Raw genomic sequence first — 15,132 nt, forward strand, 5'->3', positions numbered from 1 at the left:
CAATTCAGTTGAAACGTTTCGCGACAGAAGCTACACGCTCACCGAATTTCACTGCAGTTTCCAGATCGCCCGATGCAATCGCACCTGCGTCAGCATCTGACGGAGACTGCACCAGCAGCCCAACAGAACCGCCCAGGTTGTTGATATCCTGGCGCGTGGCAGCCTGAGTGTTTGACGGTGGCAGACCCAGGCTCACCCAGATACCGCCATGCTGTGAAGCCAGCGTTTGCAGATACTGAAGAGACACTTGTTTGTCACCGTTCAGGCTCGCACTGTTGCTAAAGCCCGCAAACACTTTGTCCTGCCAGCTGCGCACAAACCAGGCTTTCGACGTGGCATCGGCAAACTTCTTGAACTGCCACGGCACACTGCCCATATACGTTGGCGCGCCAAAAATAATCGCCTTCGCATCGTTGAGTTTTTGCCAGTCGCTTTCCTGAATATCGCCATTGCTATCAATCGCGATCAAATCAGCACGCGCGCCTTCAGCAACCGTTTCAGCTACGCGTTTTGTGTGGCCGTAGCCGGAATAATAGATAACTACAACGCTCATTATGTGTCTCCTGATGGAATATTGCTCAAGAAGTCAAACATTTACGGCTGGGTTGCCATTTTCGGTTCCCTGGTATCAAATAGAAACCTTACGTCGTTTTATACACGCAAACATTCGCTTGCGTAAGAAGGCACCTTTACCTCACCTGGTTACCTCGAGGGAACCACCATGACTGACGCTGAAACCGCAACAAAAGAGATGCCACCGTATAATGTGTTCGACGAGCGCTGCCCGACACGCAATGTACTGGCGCGTATCGCCGATAAATGGGCGCTGCTGATCCTTGCGCGTCTGGAAAACGGACCGATTCGGTTTAATCACCTGCAACGTGAGATTCAGCGGATCACCAAGAAAGTGCTGACCCAGTCGCTGCGTAAGCTGGAGCGAGACGGCCTGGTTTCGCGAAAAGTGTTTGCCACTGTGCCGGTAACGGTAGAGTACAGCCTGACGCCGCTCGGCCAGGCGCTCACTGAAACCGTCACCGTGCTGGCTCACTGGGTAGAAAGTAATATGGATGCCATCGTCGCCGCGCAATCTGCTTATGATGCCGCCAACGAACAAGACTGAGCCGGGCAAGCCCGGCTTTGTGCTGCTCAGGAGAGCATAAATTCAACGGCATCCGCGGCATGAATGGCTGCCGTGTCAAACACCGGGATCGGGCTGCGCTCAACCGGCACGAGTAAACCAATCTCTGTACAACCGAAAATAACACCCTCTGCCCCCTGCTGTGCGAGCTTCTCAATCACGCTGACGTAGTACTCGCGCGAGGGTTCGCTGAAGGTTCCGAGACAAAGCTCCTCAAAGATAATCTGATTAATGCGTGCCCGGTCTGCCTCATCCGGGATCAGGCTTTCAATCCCAAATTCACTGCTCAGTCGCCCACGATAAAAATCCTGCTCCATGGTATAGCGGGTTCCCAGCAGCGCCACGCGCGTCATCCCGGAGGCGGTAATCGCGCGCCCGGTGGCATCGGCAATATGCAGGAACGGCAGCGAACAGCGCGATTCAATGTGTGACGCCACTTTGTGCATGGTGTTGGTACAGAGCAAAATCCCTTCTGCGCCCGCACGCTCCAGCCCCAGCGCCGCCTGCGCCAGTATCTCGCCGGCTTTATCCCACTCACCGCTCGCCTGGCAGGCTTCTATCTCATGGAAATCAACGCTGTGCAGCAGCAGGCTTGCGGAGTGCAGCCCGCCAAGACGTTGCTTCACCCCTTCATTAATCAGGCGGTAGTACGGGATGGTCGATTCCCAGCTCATTCCACCTAACAGGCCGATCGTTTTCATACTTTCTCCTTTATGTTTCTTCCAGTGAAGCAAACTTGTGATCCTGTTTCCAGTTCTTTGGCTAGCCGTTTCTTTTTACCGCGCGGTGATATAAATTAAATGAAACATTGTTTCATTACCTTGCGGGGCTAGATATGTTTATTTTTCACAAAGAGACAACGCTTGAAGATCTCGGAAACGGCGTGACACGTCGAATTCTGGCGCATGACGGAAAGATGATGGCGGTAGAGGTGAATTTCCAGCAGGGCGCCATCGGGCCGATGCATAACCATCCGCACGAGCAGTTAACCTATGTGCTTTCCGGCGAGTTCGAATTCACCATTGGTGATGAAAAACATGTCGTGACGGCGGGAGACACACTCTATAAAGAGCCGCATATCATGCATGGCTGCGTGTGCCTGAAACCCGGCACACTGCTTGATACCTTTACGCCTGTGCGCGAAGATTTTCTGCAATAAAAAAAGGCGGTGTCACCACCGCCCTTTTATTACATTTCCGCTTCCGGAAGGGCTTCCGCTAAAGGCTTGCGCATCAGCATCGCATTTTGAACTAGCACAAAGCCGCAGGCGAAAAGCCCACCAACAATGCCTGCGAGCAGCGCAATAACCAGCTTGCCCGGGCCATCTTTTTTCACCGGCAGAGACGGTGACAGCTGATATTTAAAAGGCTCAAGCTTCACATCTTCAACAGACAGTTTCTGCAACTGAGCCAGATGATATTCGCGATTCTGGAAATCGGAATTCAGCTCAGCAACATCCTTGATCGATTTTTCAATTTCCAGCTTTTGCGCAATACCATCAGCACCCAGCGCCACGGAGTAATCCGGGTCATCTTTAACCGCCTGGCCATTACTGTAGACCGGCTTTTTAATTCCGGCGGCATTGGCCACTTTCAGGGAATAATTCAGACGTTGCAGGTTGGTGTTGTGAATATTGGTCAGACGAACCCTGTCCAGTTCCAGCTGCTCTCTCTCCATTCGCGTTTTCAGCGTGACCTGATTACGAATGTTCTGCATCGTTTCTTTTTCGACCAGCGCGGATACGAACTCGATATAGCCTTCAAGCACGGTACGCGCATCTGTTGCCGTCGGCGCTGTAAAGCTCAACGTCCAGGACGCATAGGGCGCTTTATCGGCATCTTTCGCCGCGGTGTTATCCGCCGCTTTCATCTCCTCGGCAATATTGACCACGGCGCGATGCAGCTCAACAGGATCAATATCTGCACCTTCCAGCTGCGCCATAACAAACGGCGAGGAGGTCATATATTCTTCAAGCAGTGACTGTGACTGGAATTTTTTGATAAACAGGTTGAATACATCAGGGCGGGCGATTTTTACGTCCACATCCAGTACCTGAAGTGCCACCAGCATCTGTCGCAGTGGGTTCCACTGCGTTTGTTCTGCCGGCGTGATCACCGCTTTACTGGTCCACTTTTGCGGCAGGATAAATGCCATTGCCAGACCTGCTACAGCACAGGCGAAAGCGGTAACCAGAATACGTTTTTTGGCGACCCACAAGACATCCAATAATCCCAGAAGGTCAATCTCTTTATACTCATGTGCCGGGGAGGCATGACGGGAAAAATCCACATCCGTATTTTTTTTAAAATCCATGACTGACATAACAATTCTTCTATTTTGATGGCGCAGTGAATCTGCCTGAGAGGTCCCTGAGCGTTCGATGATACAAGAAAGTAAGAATTATCTGAATGCCAAAAGATTAAAACCTGATACCTGACTATCAGAATTAGTAGTAAAAATTGGCGCTATATCACGCACATTAATCATTCTTTCTGAAGACTCATCCACTCTCCAGCCGTTTTACGGTGACTCATATCCCGGTTAAAAGTGCCACCTTCCTCACCTTATTGAAACAGCGTTTCGACATCGATCACATTTCCATCATTAAGCGCATGACGCGGAAATAAATAGCAATAAAATAAAATAAAACGATGTTTTAGTATTCAAGAACAACAGTTCGTGAGTTTTTAAAACCCTGACAAGGCTTGCCAGGACGATCCAATAAAATGTTATATAAAACATAAGGTAAGAGAGTAACCGTAACGCGTTTCATACCGAACACACATCCCCGGGCCTGCCATCAGGCGTGGGGCGACAGCATCACAATCGGATTCCGTTTTAAAACCATTGATTGCCAGGTAGGTATGTATGAATGAAAACAAAATGCTGGGGCTAGCGTGGATATCACCCTACATAATCGGGCTGATAATCTTTACCGCGTTTCCCTTTGTCTCATCGTTCTTTCTCAGTTTTACTGATTACGATCTGATGAGCCCGCCGGTGTTTAACGGCATCGAGAACTATCGTTACATGTTTACGGAAGATACTCTCTTCTGGAAATCCATGGGCGTGACTTTTGCCTATGTATTTTTGACCATTCCATTAAAACTGGCATTTGCTCTGGGAATTGCGTTTGTTCTGAACTTTAAATTACGCGGCATCGGTTTCTTCCGTACTGCCTACTATATTCCGTCGATCCTCGGCAGCTCCGTAGCAATTGCGGTTCTGTGGCGTGCACTGTTTGCCATCGATGGCCTGCTGAACAGCTTTATTGGCGTATTTGGCTTTGACCCGGTGAACTGGCTGGGTGAACCTTCTCTGGCGCTGATGTCCGTAACCCTGCTGCGCGTCTGGCAGTTCGGCTCTGCGATGGTTATCTTCCTTGCCGCGCTGCAAAACGTTCCGCAATCACAGTATGAAGCGGCAATGATCGACGGCGCATCAAAATGGCAGATGTTCATGAAAGTGACAGTGCCGCTGATTACGCCGGTGATTTTCTTCAACTTCATCATGCAGACCACGCAGGCGTTCCAGGAATTTACCGGGCCATACGTCATTACCGGTGGCGGACCAACCTACTCGACTTACCTGTTCTCGCTCTACATCTACGACACCGCGTTCAAATACTTTGACATGGGCTACGGCGCTGCGCTGGCCTGGATCCTGTTCCTGGTGGTTGCCGTCTTTGCCGCTATCGCCTTTAAGTCTTCGAAATACTGGGTGTTCTACTCCGCCGATAAAGGAGGCAAAAATGGCTGATATCCAACAACTCTCCACGGCGAGAAGCATTGCTGAGCGCGAAGTGGCTCGCACGCTGCGCAAAGAGAAAATCAACGCCAGTATCCGCTATGTGATCCTGCTGTTTGTCGGCCTGCTGATGCTCTATCCGCTGGTATGGATGTTCTCGGCGTCGTTTAAACCGAACCACGAGATCTTCACCACCCTGAGCCTGTGGCCTGCACACGCCACCTGGGATGGATTTATTAACGGCTGGAAAACCGGGACTGAATACAACTTCGGTCATTACATGCTGAACACCTTTAAGTATGTGATCCCGAAAGTGATCCTGACCATTATCTCCTCCACCATCGTGGCGTACGGCTTTGCCCGCTTCGAGATCCCGTGGAAGAAATTCTGGTTCGCAACGCTTATCACCACCATGTTGCTGCCAAGCACCGTCCTGCTTATCCCGCAGTACCTGATGTTCCGTGAAATGGGCATGTTGAACAGCTATATGCCGCTGTACCTGCCGCTGGCGTTTGCCACACAAGGGTTCTTCGTCTTTATGCTGATCCAGTTCCTGCGTGGCGTACCGCGTGACATGGAAGAAGCGGCGCAGATTGACGGCTGTAACTCCATCCAGGTGCTGTGGTACGTGGTAGTGCCAATCCTGAAACCGGCCATTATCTCGGTCGCACTGTTCCAGTTTATGTGGTCAATGAATGACTTTATCGGGCCGCTGATTTACGTCTACAGCGTGGACAAATACCCAATTGCACTGGCTCTGAAAATGTCCATCGACGTCACCGAAGGTGCGCCGTGGAACGAAATTCTGGCAATGGCGAGTATCTCCATTCTGCCATCCATCATTGTCTTCTTCCTGGCACAGCGCTACTTCGTACAGGGCGTAACCAGCAGCGGAATTAAAGGTTAAGAGGGAAATATCATGGCTGAAGTTATCTTCAACAAACTGGAAAAAGTGTACTCCAACGGCTTCAAAGCGGTACATGCTATCGACCTGAAAATCGCTGAAGGGGAATTCATGGTGATCGTCGGGCCATCCGGTTGCGCGAAATCCACCACCCTGCGAATGCTGGCCGGGCTGGAAACCATCAGCGGCGGTGAAGTGCGCATTGGTGAGAAAATTGTCAACAACCTGGCGCCGAAAGAGCGCGGGATTGCGATGGTATTCCAGAACTACGCGCTGTATCCGCACATGACGGTGCGCGAAAACCTGGCCTTCGGTCTGAAGCTGAGCAAGCTGCCGAAAGATCAGATTGAATCTCAGGTGAATGAAGCGGCGAAAATTCTGGAACTGGAAGAGCTGCTCGACCGCCTGCCACGCCAGCTTTCCGGCGGCCAGGCGCAGCGTGTGGCCGTTGGCCGTGCGATTGTGAAAAAGCCGGACGTGTTCCTGTTTGATGAACCCTTATCTAACCTCGACGCCAAGCTGCGCGCCTCGATGCGTATCCGTATTTCTGACCTGCACAAGCAGCTGAAGAAATCCGGTAAACCGGCGACGACCGTTTATGTGACCCACGACCAGACCGAAGCCATGACCATGGGTGACCGCATCTGTGTGATGAAGCTCGGCCATATCATGCAAGTGGATACTCCGGATAATCTCTACCACAAGCCAAAAAACATGTTTGTGGCAGGCTTCATCGGTGCGCCAGAAATGAACATTCGTGCCAGCAAGCTGGTGGAAAGAGAGGGGAATCTGCTTATCGCTATCGGCAATGAAACCATGCCGCTCAACGGTGAAATGCAGGAGAAAGTGTCTGGCTACGCGGGCCAGGAGATCTTCTACGGCGTGCGCCCTGAATTTGTTTCGCTCTCAGACGAACCTTTCCAGGAAGGGGGTTGCAGCGGCGAAATGGTGCGTGTGGAAAACATGGGCCATGAGTTCTTTGTGTATCTGAAAGTCGCGGATTACGAACTGACCGCCCGAATTCCTTCCGACGAAGCTAAGCCAATGATTGATAAGGGTCTTCATCGTAAGGTGTATTTCAAGTTTGATATGAATAAATGTCATATTTTTGACGCTAAAACTGAACAGAACATCTCTCTCTAATGGAGTTATAAAAATGAAAAAAGTGCTTTTAAGCGCCGCTATCTCCGCTACCCTGGGCCTTACTGCTTTGCCATCGATGGCACAAGATGTTGATTTACGTATGTCCTGGTGGGGCGGTAATGGCCGCCACCAGGTTACCCTGAAAGCGCTGGAAGAGTTCCACAAGCAGAACCCGGATATTAACGTGAAAGCGGAATACACCGGGTGGGATGGTCACCTGTCCCGTCTGACGACCCAGATTGCTGGCGGCACCGAGCCGGACGTGATGCAAACGAACTGGAACTGGCTGCCGATCTTCTCCAAAAGCGGGGAAGGATTCTACGATCTGAACAAAATGAAAGACGTGATCGACCTGAGCCAGTTCGATCCTAAAGAGCTGCAATCCACCACGGTGAACGGCAAGCTGAACGGTATTCCAATCTCCGTGACCGCGCGTGTGTTCTATTTTAATGACGAAACCTGGAAAAAAGCGGGCGTCGAATACCCGAAAACCTGGGATGAACTGATGGCCGCAGGCAAGGCCTTCGAGAGCAAGCTTGGCAAACAGTACTACCCTGTGGTGCTGGAACACCAGGACACCCTGGCGCTGCTGAACTCCTACATGATCCAGAAGTACAACATCCCAGCCGTGGACGAAAAGACCAAAAAATTCGCCTACAGCAAAGAGCAGTGGGTGGAATTCTTCCAGACCTATAAAAAACTGGTTGATAGTCACGTGATGCCAGACACCAAATACTATGCGTCATTTGGTAAGAGCAACATGTATGAGATGAAGCCGTGGATCCAGGGGGAATGGGGCGGAACCTATATGTGGAACTCCACCATTAACAAATATTCCGACAACCTGAAGCCACCGGCAAAACTGGAGCTGGGCAATTACCCAATGCTGCCGGGCGCCACCGATGCGGGCCTGTTCTTCAAACCGGCGCAGATGCTGTCGATTGGTAAATCAACCAAGAACCCGGAAGCCGCCGCGAAGCTGATTAACTTCCTGCTGAACAGCAAAGAAGGTGTCGATACGCTGGGTCTGGAGCGCGGTGTGCCGCTGAGCAAAGCAGCTGTGCAATTCCTGACCGAAGACGGCACCATTAAAGAGAGCGATCCTTCCGTTGCGGGTCTGCGTCTGGCGCAGTCTCTGCCTGCGAAACTGTCCGTATCGCCATACTTTGATGACCCACAGATTGTTGCCCAGTTCGGCACCTCTCTTCAGTACATCGACTATGGCCAGAAAACTGTGGAAGAGACTGCCGCTGACTTCCAGCGTCAGGCGGAACGTATCCTGAAACGCGCCATGCGCTAATCCCCTGGCCAGAACATACCCTGCCACTAACTGTGGCGGGGTATTTTTTTATCTCAAGGAGAGAAAAATGAAAGGCAAAATCATCCCGCTGAATTTTCGCACTCGCCTGGATAATAAAACCGGGCACGAGGTGATACGGATGACGCCCCCGCACATTATTTGTCACCGTAATTACTTCTATCAAAAATGCTTCACCTGTGATGGCAGCAAGCTGATTTTTGGCGGTGCATTCGAAGGCCACTGGAATTACTACCTGCTGGATATTGAGAAACAACAGGCAACCCAGCTTACCGATGGAGGCGGGGATAATACCTTTGGCGGCTTTTTATCTAATGATGATAAGTCCCTGTGGTATGTGAAAAATAACCGCGAACTCCGGCGCGTCAACCTCGACAGCCTTGAGGAGTTTATCGTCTATGATGTGGATGACGAATGGGTGGCGTACGGCACCTGGGTGGCAAATTCAGACTGTACTAAGCTTGTCGGGATCGAAATCAAAAAGAGCGACTGGCAGCCGCTGACCGACTGGAGCAAGTTCCGCGCGTTTTACTTTACCCAGCCTGAATGCCGCCTGATTAATATCGATTTACGCACTGGCGAACGCCGGGTGATGTTGCAGGAAAACCGCTGGCTCGGGCATCCGATCTATCGCCCGTTTGATAGCACCACCGTCGCGTTTTGCCATGAAGGCCCGCGTGATGCCATCGATGCCCGCATGTGGCTGATTGATGCCGACGGCAGCAACGTGCGCAAGGTTCGCCAGCACGCGCCCGGCGAGAGTTTCACCCATGAATTTTGGGTCCCGGACGGCTCCACGCTGTATTACGTAGAACATAAAGAGAACGACCCGAAACGCTATCTGTGCAGCGCCGATCCGCTAACGCTGGAAAACCGCCAACTGATGGCGATCCCGCCCTGCTCTCACCTGATGAGCAACCACGATGGCACGCTGATTGTCGGTGACGGCGCGCCGCATAATACCGGGGATATCAGCCTCAACGATCCGTTTATCTGGGTATTTGATGTGCGTGCGGGGACGCAAAAGGCCGTTTGTCAGCACAACACCAGCTGGAAAGTGCTGGATGGCGACCGTCAGGTGACGCATCCGCATCCGTCATTTTCGCCGGATAATAAGTGGGTGTTGTATACGTCTGATGAGGAAGGAATGCCTGCGCTTTATATGGCGCGGGTGTAAAAAAAAGCCGGGTGGCGGCTATGCCTTACCCGGCCTACATTTGGCGCTACTTTGTAGGCCCGGTAAGCGTAGCGCCACCGGACACGCCATCAGACGCCGATATCGCGTAATTTCTCCCCGGCCATTAGCTTGCGTTCAATGTGTTCCAGCGTCACGCCTTTGGTTTCAGGAACAAGCCAGAACGTAATACCGATAAACACCACGTTCAGCACCGTATAGAGCCAAAATGTACCAGCCGCGCCAATCGAATCCAGCAGCGTCAGGAATGTCGCACCGATAATCATGTTCGACACCCAGTTGGTGGTTGTAGAACAGGTTATCCCGAAGTCACGGCATTTCAGTGGCTGAATTTCAGAGCACAGGATCCACACGACCGGCGCGGCACTCATCGCATATCCTGCAATACACATCATGGTCATGCCGACAGAGAGCCATGAAAGCCCGCTTGATGCCGTGCCGTTATCGAACTGCATCAGGCAGTAGCCGAGGATCAACGTGCCGATGGCCATCACGCTAAAACCAATTTTCAGCGCCGGTTTACGTCCGGCTTTATCAACGGTGAATACCGCAATAAAAGTGGCGAACATAAAGGTCAACCCGACCACCAGCGTGGCTATCATCTGCTGTTCGGTGTTGGTGAATCCGGCCATTTTGAAGATGCGCGGGGCGTAATACATGATGATGTTCATGCCGGTGAACTGCTGCATCGCCTGCAACAACATGCCGAGGAACACCGCTCGACGCACGTTGCTGTTGGCCTTAAACAGCGCCCAGCCGCCCTGCTTCAGTTTCAGGCTTTCGCGGATTTCGTTCAGCTCGTCACGCGCCTTTTCAGACGTATCACGCAACATGCGTAGCACCTCTTCCGCCTCCACGTGACGCCCTTTTTGCGCCAGCCAGCGCGGGCTGTTCGGCAGGAATATCACCAGCACGATCAGCAGCAACGCAGGCAGCGCCAGCACACCCAGCATCGCCCGCCAGTTACCGCTGTAGCTGAAATAGGTATCGGACAAAAACGCCAGCACGATACCGAGCGTCACCATCAGCTGATACATACTGATCATCTTGCCGCGCACGTTCTCGCTTGCCATTTCTGACAGATAAAGCGGCGCGGTGTACGACGCAATCCCCACCGCTACGCCCAGCAGCACGCGGGACAGCAACAGCAATTCCACGCCTGTGGCAAACGCAGAGCCGAGTGAACCGGCGACAAACAGAATGGCGCCAACCATCAGGCTGTATTTGCGCCCAAGGCGGAACGAAAGCCAGCCGTTAAACAGCGCACCGATAGCTGCGCCAAGCATCATACTGCTCACCACCCACTCCTGGAGGCGGCTGCTCAACGTAAAGTGATCGGTAATAAACGGCAACGCACCGGCAATCACGCCGATATCCAGCCCAAACAGCAAACCGGCTACCGCTGCCGCGATAGAGACAAACTGGTTCATCCGGCGGGTATCGCGCAGCGCGCCGGGCATGAGGGTAGAGTCATTTATAGATGTCATATTTTCCTGCCTGAACAGCGAAATTCGTTAACTGAAATTACGAGATGGCGAAAAAAAGTGTCAGGCGGTAATCTGCGAAGATATGGATAATTTTGCTGCGACATACCGATCTGTGATGGACATTACAATTTCAACTAATGCTGAATAATCACATTTTTTTACTAATCAGTTAATTTTTAAGCAATAAAACTGTGATTTATGTCATTCATGATTTTTTGGTATGGATTTTTCATCTTTACGGGTATGGATAATGACATTTTTTGTGCAAAAAAACCTCCGCCATAAGGCAGAGGTTCTTCGTCTGCGGGCGGAATTAACGCGCCAGCCAGCCACCGTCAACGGCAACGGTGTAGCCGTTGATGTAGTCAGAAGCTGGGGACGCCAGGAACACAATCGGCCCCATCAGGTCGCTCGGCAGACCCCAACGGCCAGCCGGGATACGGTCGAGGATTTCCGCGCTACGCTGTTCATCAGCACGCAGCTGCTGAGTGTTATTGGTTGCCATGTAGCCTGGTGCAATGCCGTTGACGTTGATGTTGTGCTTCGCCCACTCGTTCGCCAGCAGACGGGTCACGCCCATTACGGCACTTTTTGACGCGGTGTAAGACGGCACGCGGATGCCGCCCTGGAACGACAGCATAGAGGCGATGTTAATGATCTTGCCGCCTTTACCCTGGGCGATAAAGTGCTTCGCCGCCGCCTGAGACATAAAGAACACGCTCTTGATGTTCAGATTCATCACGTCGTCCCAGTCGCGCTCGCTGAAGTTGATAGCATCTTCACGGCGGATCAGGCCTGCGTTGTTGACCAGGATATCGATATGCCCGAATTCTGCCACAGCGCGATCCAACAGCTCAGGAATGGCATCGATTTTACGCAGGTCAGCGGTCAGGCTCAGGAAACGACGGCCCAGTGCGGTGACGCGTTCAATGGTTTCAGTCGGTTCAACAATGTTGATCCCGACGATATCGCAGCCAGCTTCCGCCAGACCTAATGCCATACCCTGGCCCAGACCGGTGTCACAACCGGAAACTACAGCCACTTTACCCTGTAGAGAAAATGCATCCAGAATCATGTTAGTTCCTTAATCTTTTAACGCCTGTCACGAACAGGCAGGTTTATGCTTAACTGCCCGCGACTAGCGCAGATCTTTAACAGCGACGTGGTCCATGTCATCAAAGACCTGGTTTTCACCGACCATACCCCAGATAAAGGTGTACGCACGGGTTCCCACGCCTGAGTGAATCGACCAGCTCGGAGAAATCACGGCCTGCTCGTTATGCATCACGATATGACGCGTTTCCTGCGGCTGCCCCATCATGTGAAACACGCAGGCATCTTCTTCCATGTTGAAGTAGAAATAGACTTCCATGCGGCGCTCGTGGGTATGGCACGGCATGGTGTTCCACAGGTTGCCCGGCTCAAGCTCGGTCAGCCCCATGCTGAGCTGGCAGGTTTCCAGCACATCGGGAACAAAGTATTTGTTGATGGTACGGCGGTTGCTGGTGAGGTTATCGCCAAGCGTGACCGGGGCTACGTCCGCAGGTGTCACTTTTTTGGTTGGGTACGTGGTGTGGGCTGGCGCACAGTTGTAGTAGAACTTCGCCGGCTTGCCACTATCAATGCTGGCGAAGACCACTTCTTTCGCGCCTTTGCCAACGAACAAAGCATCGCGATGACCAATCTCGTAACAGTGGCCGTCTACGGTGACAGTGCCAGGACCGCCGATATTGATAACGCCCAGTTCGCGGCGTTCCAGGAAGTAGCTCACGCCGAGCTGTTTGCCCACTTCGCCACCAACAGAAACCGTTTTTGCCACCGGCATGATGCCGCCAACAATAATGCGATCGATATGGCTGTAGACCATGGTGTACGCATCGGCTTCAAATACCTTCTCAACTAAAAACTCGTTGCGCAGCGCCTGGGTATCCAGCGTTTTAGCGTGCGCGCTGTGGATGCTTTGTCTGACGTCCACGGTAACCTCCAGAAGTGATCCGTGCCCGAAGGCAAAATAATTAACGAAACATCGTTCCGTTTTCTCGATTGGCACATAGTATCCCCTGAGAAATGGGTTTTCAATTGAATTTAAAACGACGTTTCACTTTTTCTGTATCTTTATGCCAGAAATGATGTTCGGATCACGATTGTTGAGGGGTTGACGCAGAAATGGTTAAAAGCAGCCTGGATGTTAATCATAATAAACAATAAGTTATAAAACCTTTGAAATATGACGGCCTACAAAACATTCAGCGTTAAAAATCTAAGATGACATCGCTTTCATCAATTTTTCTTACAAATTGCGCCATCAGTCACACACATTGAAACGATGTTTTGATAATTTAACACCCAGTTTTTAACTCAATTTTTATCGTATAAAGGAGTGCATTATGGCTAAAGGTATGCGGGTCAAGCTGAACTACGAGGTCAGCCGCGATCCGGATACAGGCGTGGAAGTCACCCGCCTGACCCCACCCGAAGTAACCTGTCATCGCAACTACTTCTATCAGAAGTGCTTCTTTAACGATGGTAGTCACCTGCTGTTCGCGGGAGAGTTTGACGGGAACTGGAACTACTACCTGCTGGATCTGAAAAAAGCAGAAGCCGTGCAGCTGACTGAAGGTACCGGCGATAACACCTTTGGCGGGTTCCTCTCCCCGGATGATAAGTCCTTCTACTATGTGAAGAACGACCGCACGCTGCTGGAAGTGAACTTACACACCCTGGCCGAGCGCGAAGTGTACCGCGTCTCTGACGAATGGGTGGGTTACGGTACCTGGGTGGCCAATAGCGATTGCACCAAACTGGTTGGTATTGAGATTGCCAAAAGTGACTGGACGCCGCTCAACGACTGGAAGATTTTCCATGACTTCTTCCATAAAGGGCCACGCTGCCGCCTGCTGCGCGTGGATCTTAAAACCGGTGAAAGCTCAACCATCCACGAAGAGAAAAACTGGCTGGGGCACCCTATTTATCGTCCGTTCGACGACAACACCGTGGCCTTCTGTCACGAAGGGCCGCACGACCTGGTGGATGCCCGCATGTGGCTGGTCAACGAAGACGGCAGCAACGTGCGCAAAGTGAAAGAGCACGCAGAAGGTGAAAGCTGCACCCATGAATTCTGGGTGCCGAATGGTTCTGCACTGGTCTACGTCTCGTATCTGAAAGGTCAGCAGGGCCGCACGATTTACAGCTTTAACCCGGATACCGGCGTTAACGATGCCGTTATGCAGATGCCCGCCTGTTCGCACCTGATGAGCAACTTCGACGGCACAATGCTGGTTGGGGATGGCTCTGGCACGCCGGTCGATGTGAAGGATACCAGCGGTTATACCATCGATAACGATCCTTACCTTTATGCCTTTGATGTGGCGAAAAAAGCGTACTTCCGCATCGCCCGTCATGATACCTCCTGGGCAACGGTGGCCAATAGCCGCCAGGTGACCCATCCGCACCCATCCTTTACCCCGGATGACAAAGCGGTTCTGTACAGTTCCGATAAAGACGGCAAACCTGCTCTCTATATCGCGAAACTCCCCGAGCAACCTGAAATGTTGCAAGCATGATTTGAGTTAGTGTTTCTGTAACTGGCCTTGCCCTCCTTTATGGAGGGCTTTTTTTTGGGGGGCAGTGCGTGCTTTTTTGCCCGGTGGCGCTGCGCTTACCGGGCCTACAAAACCGGGAGTTCCGGGCATAAAAAAACCGGCTCACGCGGAGCTAATGCCAGTCAGTTAAGCGATATTAAACCACTCTGCTATTTGAGTGGCATCGTTCCGTTCACTTAGGCTTTCCTGCTACCTGCATAATCCGCTGCGGTGAACGTGCTAAGGGGGTTGCCGCCGCCCCCTTAGCAATCCCGGCTCCCGGCAAAGAAACTCGCCGCTTCGCGGTACCCTCAGCTTATTCCTTCCGGCTTATCGGGGACGGGCGGAGGTAACGTCCCTGTAAATCCGCCCTCGCCGCGCATCCCTGCGCGTCGCCCCGGCCTTCAGGAAACGCTTCGGCGATTTTCAGCCGGACTCACGAACCTTCAACCTTCTCTGCGGCCTGAAAATGGCACGGATGTTGAGTCCCGCAGAAATCGGCGAACCGGAGACCGCATGACAAGGGCTGGACGCCATGGATGGCGGCCAGAGGCGAAATGAGACAGGATGTCGAGTCGAGCCGACCGCAGGCAGACGGTCGTGAGGTGAGCGCAGTGCG

The 15,132-nt window shown here is 52.1% G+C and carries 14 protein-coding genes; 8 read left to right on the top strand and 6 right to left on the bottom strand.

What is annotated here, in order from left to right:
* Positions 1-4: 4 nt before the first annotated feature.
* Positions 5-553, bottom strand: coding sequence for a flavodoxin family protein (locus HV107_RS05095; protein WP_014071614.1), 549 nt, complete (start codon positions 551-553; stop codon positions 5-7).
* A 168-nt stretch (positions 554-721) separates the two neighbouring features.
* Here HV107_RS05095 and HV107_RS05100 point away from each other — a divergent pair, with 168 nt between their 5' ends.
* Entirely contained in the window at positions 722-1,120 is a 399-nt protein-coding gene (locus tag HV107_RS05100) for a helix-turn-helix domain-containing protein (protein WP_182062305.1), read from the top strand.
* A 26-nt stretch (positions 1,121-1,146) separates the two neighbouring features.
* On the opposite strand, the gene HV107_RS05105 is transcribed toward HV107_RS05100, so the two are convergent.
* On the bottom strand, positions 1,147-1,839 hold the full coding sequence (locus HV107_RS05105) for an aspartate/glutamate racemase (protein WP_182062306.1): 693 nt from the start codon (positions 1,837-1,839) through the stop codon (positions 1,147-1,149).
* A 134-nt stretch (positions 1,840-1,973) separates the two neighbouring features.
* Here HV107_RS05105 and HV107_RS05110 point away from each other — a divergent pair, with 134 nt between their 5' ends.
* Positions 1,974-2,297, top strand: coding sequence for a cupin domain-containing protein (locus HV107_RS05110; protein WP_166717568.1), 324 nt, complete (start codon positions 1,974-1,976; stop codon positions 2,295-2,297).
* 29 nt (positions 2,298-2,326) lie between these two features.
* Here the strand turns inward: HV107_RS05110 and wzz(fepE) are convergent, their stop codons facing one another.
* Positions 2,327-3,460 (bottom strand): LPS O-antigen length regulator Wzz(fepE), encoded by a 1,134-nt coding sequence (gene wzz(fepE) / locus HV107_RS05115; protein ID WP_182062307.1) that lies wholly within the window; start codon positions 3,458-3,460, stop codon positions 2,327-2,329.
* Between the two features lie 546 nt (positions 3,461-4,006).
* On the opposite strand from wzz(fepE), the gene HV107_RS05120 reads away from it, so the two are divergent.
* The 5 genes from HV107_RS05120 (at position 4,007) to HV107_RS05140 (ending at position 9,427) form a co-directional block, all read left to right on the top strand.
* Positions 4,007-4,897 (top strand): carbohydrate ABC transporter permease, encoded by an 891-nt coding sequence (locus HV107_RS05120; RefSeq protein WP_014071620.1) that lies wholly within the window; start codon positions 4,007-4,009, stop codon positions 4,895-4,897.
* Complete coding sequence (locus HV107_RS05125) at positions 4,890-5,792, top strand: carbohydrate ABC transporter permease (protein WP_014071621.1); 903 nt, start codon at positions 4,890-4,892, stop codon at positions 5,790-5,792. Before HV107_RS05120 ends, HV107_RS05125 begins: the two co-directional genes overlap by 8 nt.
* 12 nt (positions 5,793-5,804) lie before the next feature.
* On the top strand, positions 5,805-6,932 hold the full coding sequence (locus tag HV107_RS05130; protein ID WP_182062308.1) for an ABC transporter ATP-binding protein: 1,128 nt from the start codon (positions 5,805-5,807) through the stop codon (positions 6,930-6,932).
* 13 nt (positions 6,933-6,945) lie between these two features.
* A complete protein-coding gene (locus tag HV107_RS05135) occupies positions 6,946-8,232 on the top strand; it encodes an ABC transporter substrate-binding protein (protein WP_182062309.1) in 1,287 nt (428 codons plus the stop codon).
* 67 nt (positions 8,233-8,299) lie between these two features.
* Complete coding sequence (locus HV107_RS05140) at positions 8,300-9,427, top strand: oligogalacturonate lyase family protein (RefSeq protein WP_182062310.1); 1,128 nt, start codon at positions 8,300-8,302, stop codon at positions 9,425-9,427.
* A gap of 89 nt (positions 9,428-9,516) precedes the next feature.
* Here the strand turns inward: HV107_RS05140 and HV107_RS05145 are convergent, their stop codons facing one another.
* The 3 genes from HV107_RS05145 to kduI all read right to left on the bottom strand — a co-directional run bounded on the left by HV107_RS05145 (position 9,517) and on the right by kduI (position 12,907).
* Entirely contained in the window at positions 9,517-10,950 is a 1,434-nt protein-coding gene (locus tag HV107_RS05145) for a sugar porter family MFS transporter (RefSeq protein WP_259349700.1), read from the bottom strand.
* A gap of 295 nt (positions 10,951-11,245) precedes the next feature.
* Positions 11,246-12,007: a 2-dehydro-3-deoxy-D-gluconate 5-dehydrogenase KduD gene (gene kduD, locus HV107_RS05150; protein WP_182062312.1), complete on the bottom strand. Its 762-nt coding sequence runs from the start codon at positions 12,005-12,007 to the stop codon at positions 11,246-11,248.
* 63 nt (positions 12,008-12,070) lie between these two features.
* A complete protein-coding gene (kduI, locus tag HV107_RS05155) occupies positions 12,071-12,907 on the bottom strand; it encodes a 5-dehydro-4-deoxy-D-glucuronate isomerase (RefSeq protein ID WP_182062313.1) in 837 nt (278 codons plus the stop codon).
* A gap of 412 nt (positions 12,908-13,319) precedes the next feature.
* On the opposite strand from kduI, the gene HV107_RS05160 reads away from it, so the two are divergent.
* Complete coding sequence (locus tag HV107_RS05160; protein ID WP_182062314.1) at positions 13,320-14,495, top strand: oligogalacturonate lyase family protein; 1,176 nt, start codon at positions 13,320-13,322, stop codon at positions 14,493-14,495.
* The last annotated feature ends 637 nt before the right edge of the window (positions 14,496-15,132 follow it).

The organism is Enterobacter sp. RHBSTW-00175, from assembly GCF_013927005.1.
Taxonomy (GTDB): Bacteria; Pseudomonadota; Gammaproteobacteria; order Enterobacterales; family Enterobacteriaceae; genus Enterobacter.

What these genes read in the sequence shown, in the direction of transcription:
- HV107_RS05095 (WP_014071614.1), bottom strand. Translation starts at nt 553, where the DNA reads ATGAGCGTTGTAGTTATCTATTATTCCGGCTACGGCCACACAAAACGC.
- HV107_RS05100 (WP_182062305.1), top strand. Translation starts at nt 722, where the DNA reads ATGACTGACGCTGAAACCGCAACAAAAGAGATGCCACCGTATAATGTG.
- HV107_RS05105 (WP_182062306.1), bottom strand. Translation starts at nt 1,839, where the DNA reads ATGAAAACGATCGGCCTGTTAGGTGGAATGAGCTGGGAATCGACCATC.
- HV107_RS05110 (WP_166717568.1), top strand. Translation starts at nt 1,974, where the DNA reads ATGTTTATTTTTCACAAAGAGACAACGCTTGAAGATCTCGGAAACGGC.
- HV107_RS05120 (WP_014071620.1), top strand. Translation starts at nt 4,007, where the DNA reads ATGAATGAAAACAAAATGCTGGGGCTAGCGTGGATATCACCCTACATA.
- HV107_RS05125 (WP_014071621.1), top strand. Translation starts at nt 4,890, where the DNA reads ATGGCTGATATCCAACAACTCTCCACGGCGAGAAGCATTGCTGAGCGC.
- HV107_RS05130 (WP_182062308.1), top strand. Translation starts at nt 5,805, where the DNA reads ATGGCTGAAGTTATCTTCAACAAACTGGAAAAAGTGTACTCCAACGGC.
- HV107_RS05135 (WP_182062309.1), top strand. Translation starts at nt 6,946, where the DNA reads ATGAAAAAAGTGCTTTTAAGCGCCGCTATCTCCGCTACCCTGGGCCTT.
- HV107_RS05140 (WP_182062310.1), top strand. Translation starts at nt 8,300, where the DNA reads ATGAAAGGCAAAATCATCCCGCTGAATTTTCGCACTCGCCTGGATAAT.
- kduD (WP_182062312.1), bottom strand. Translation starts at nt 12,007, where the DNA reads ATGATTCTGGATGCATTTTCTCTACAGGGTAAAGTGGCTGTAGTTTCC.
- HV107_RS05160 (WP_182062314.1), top strand. Translation starts at nt 13,320, where the DNA reads ATGGCTAAAGGTATGCGGGTCAAGCTGAACTACGAGGTCAGCCGCGAT.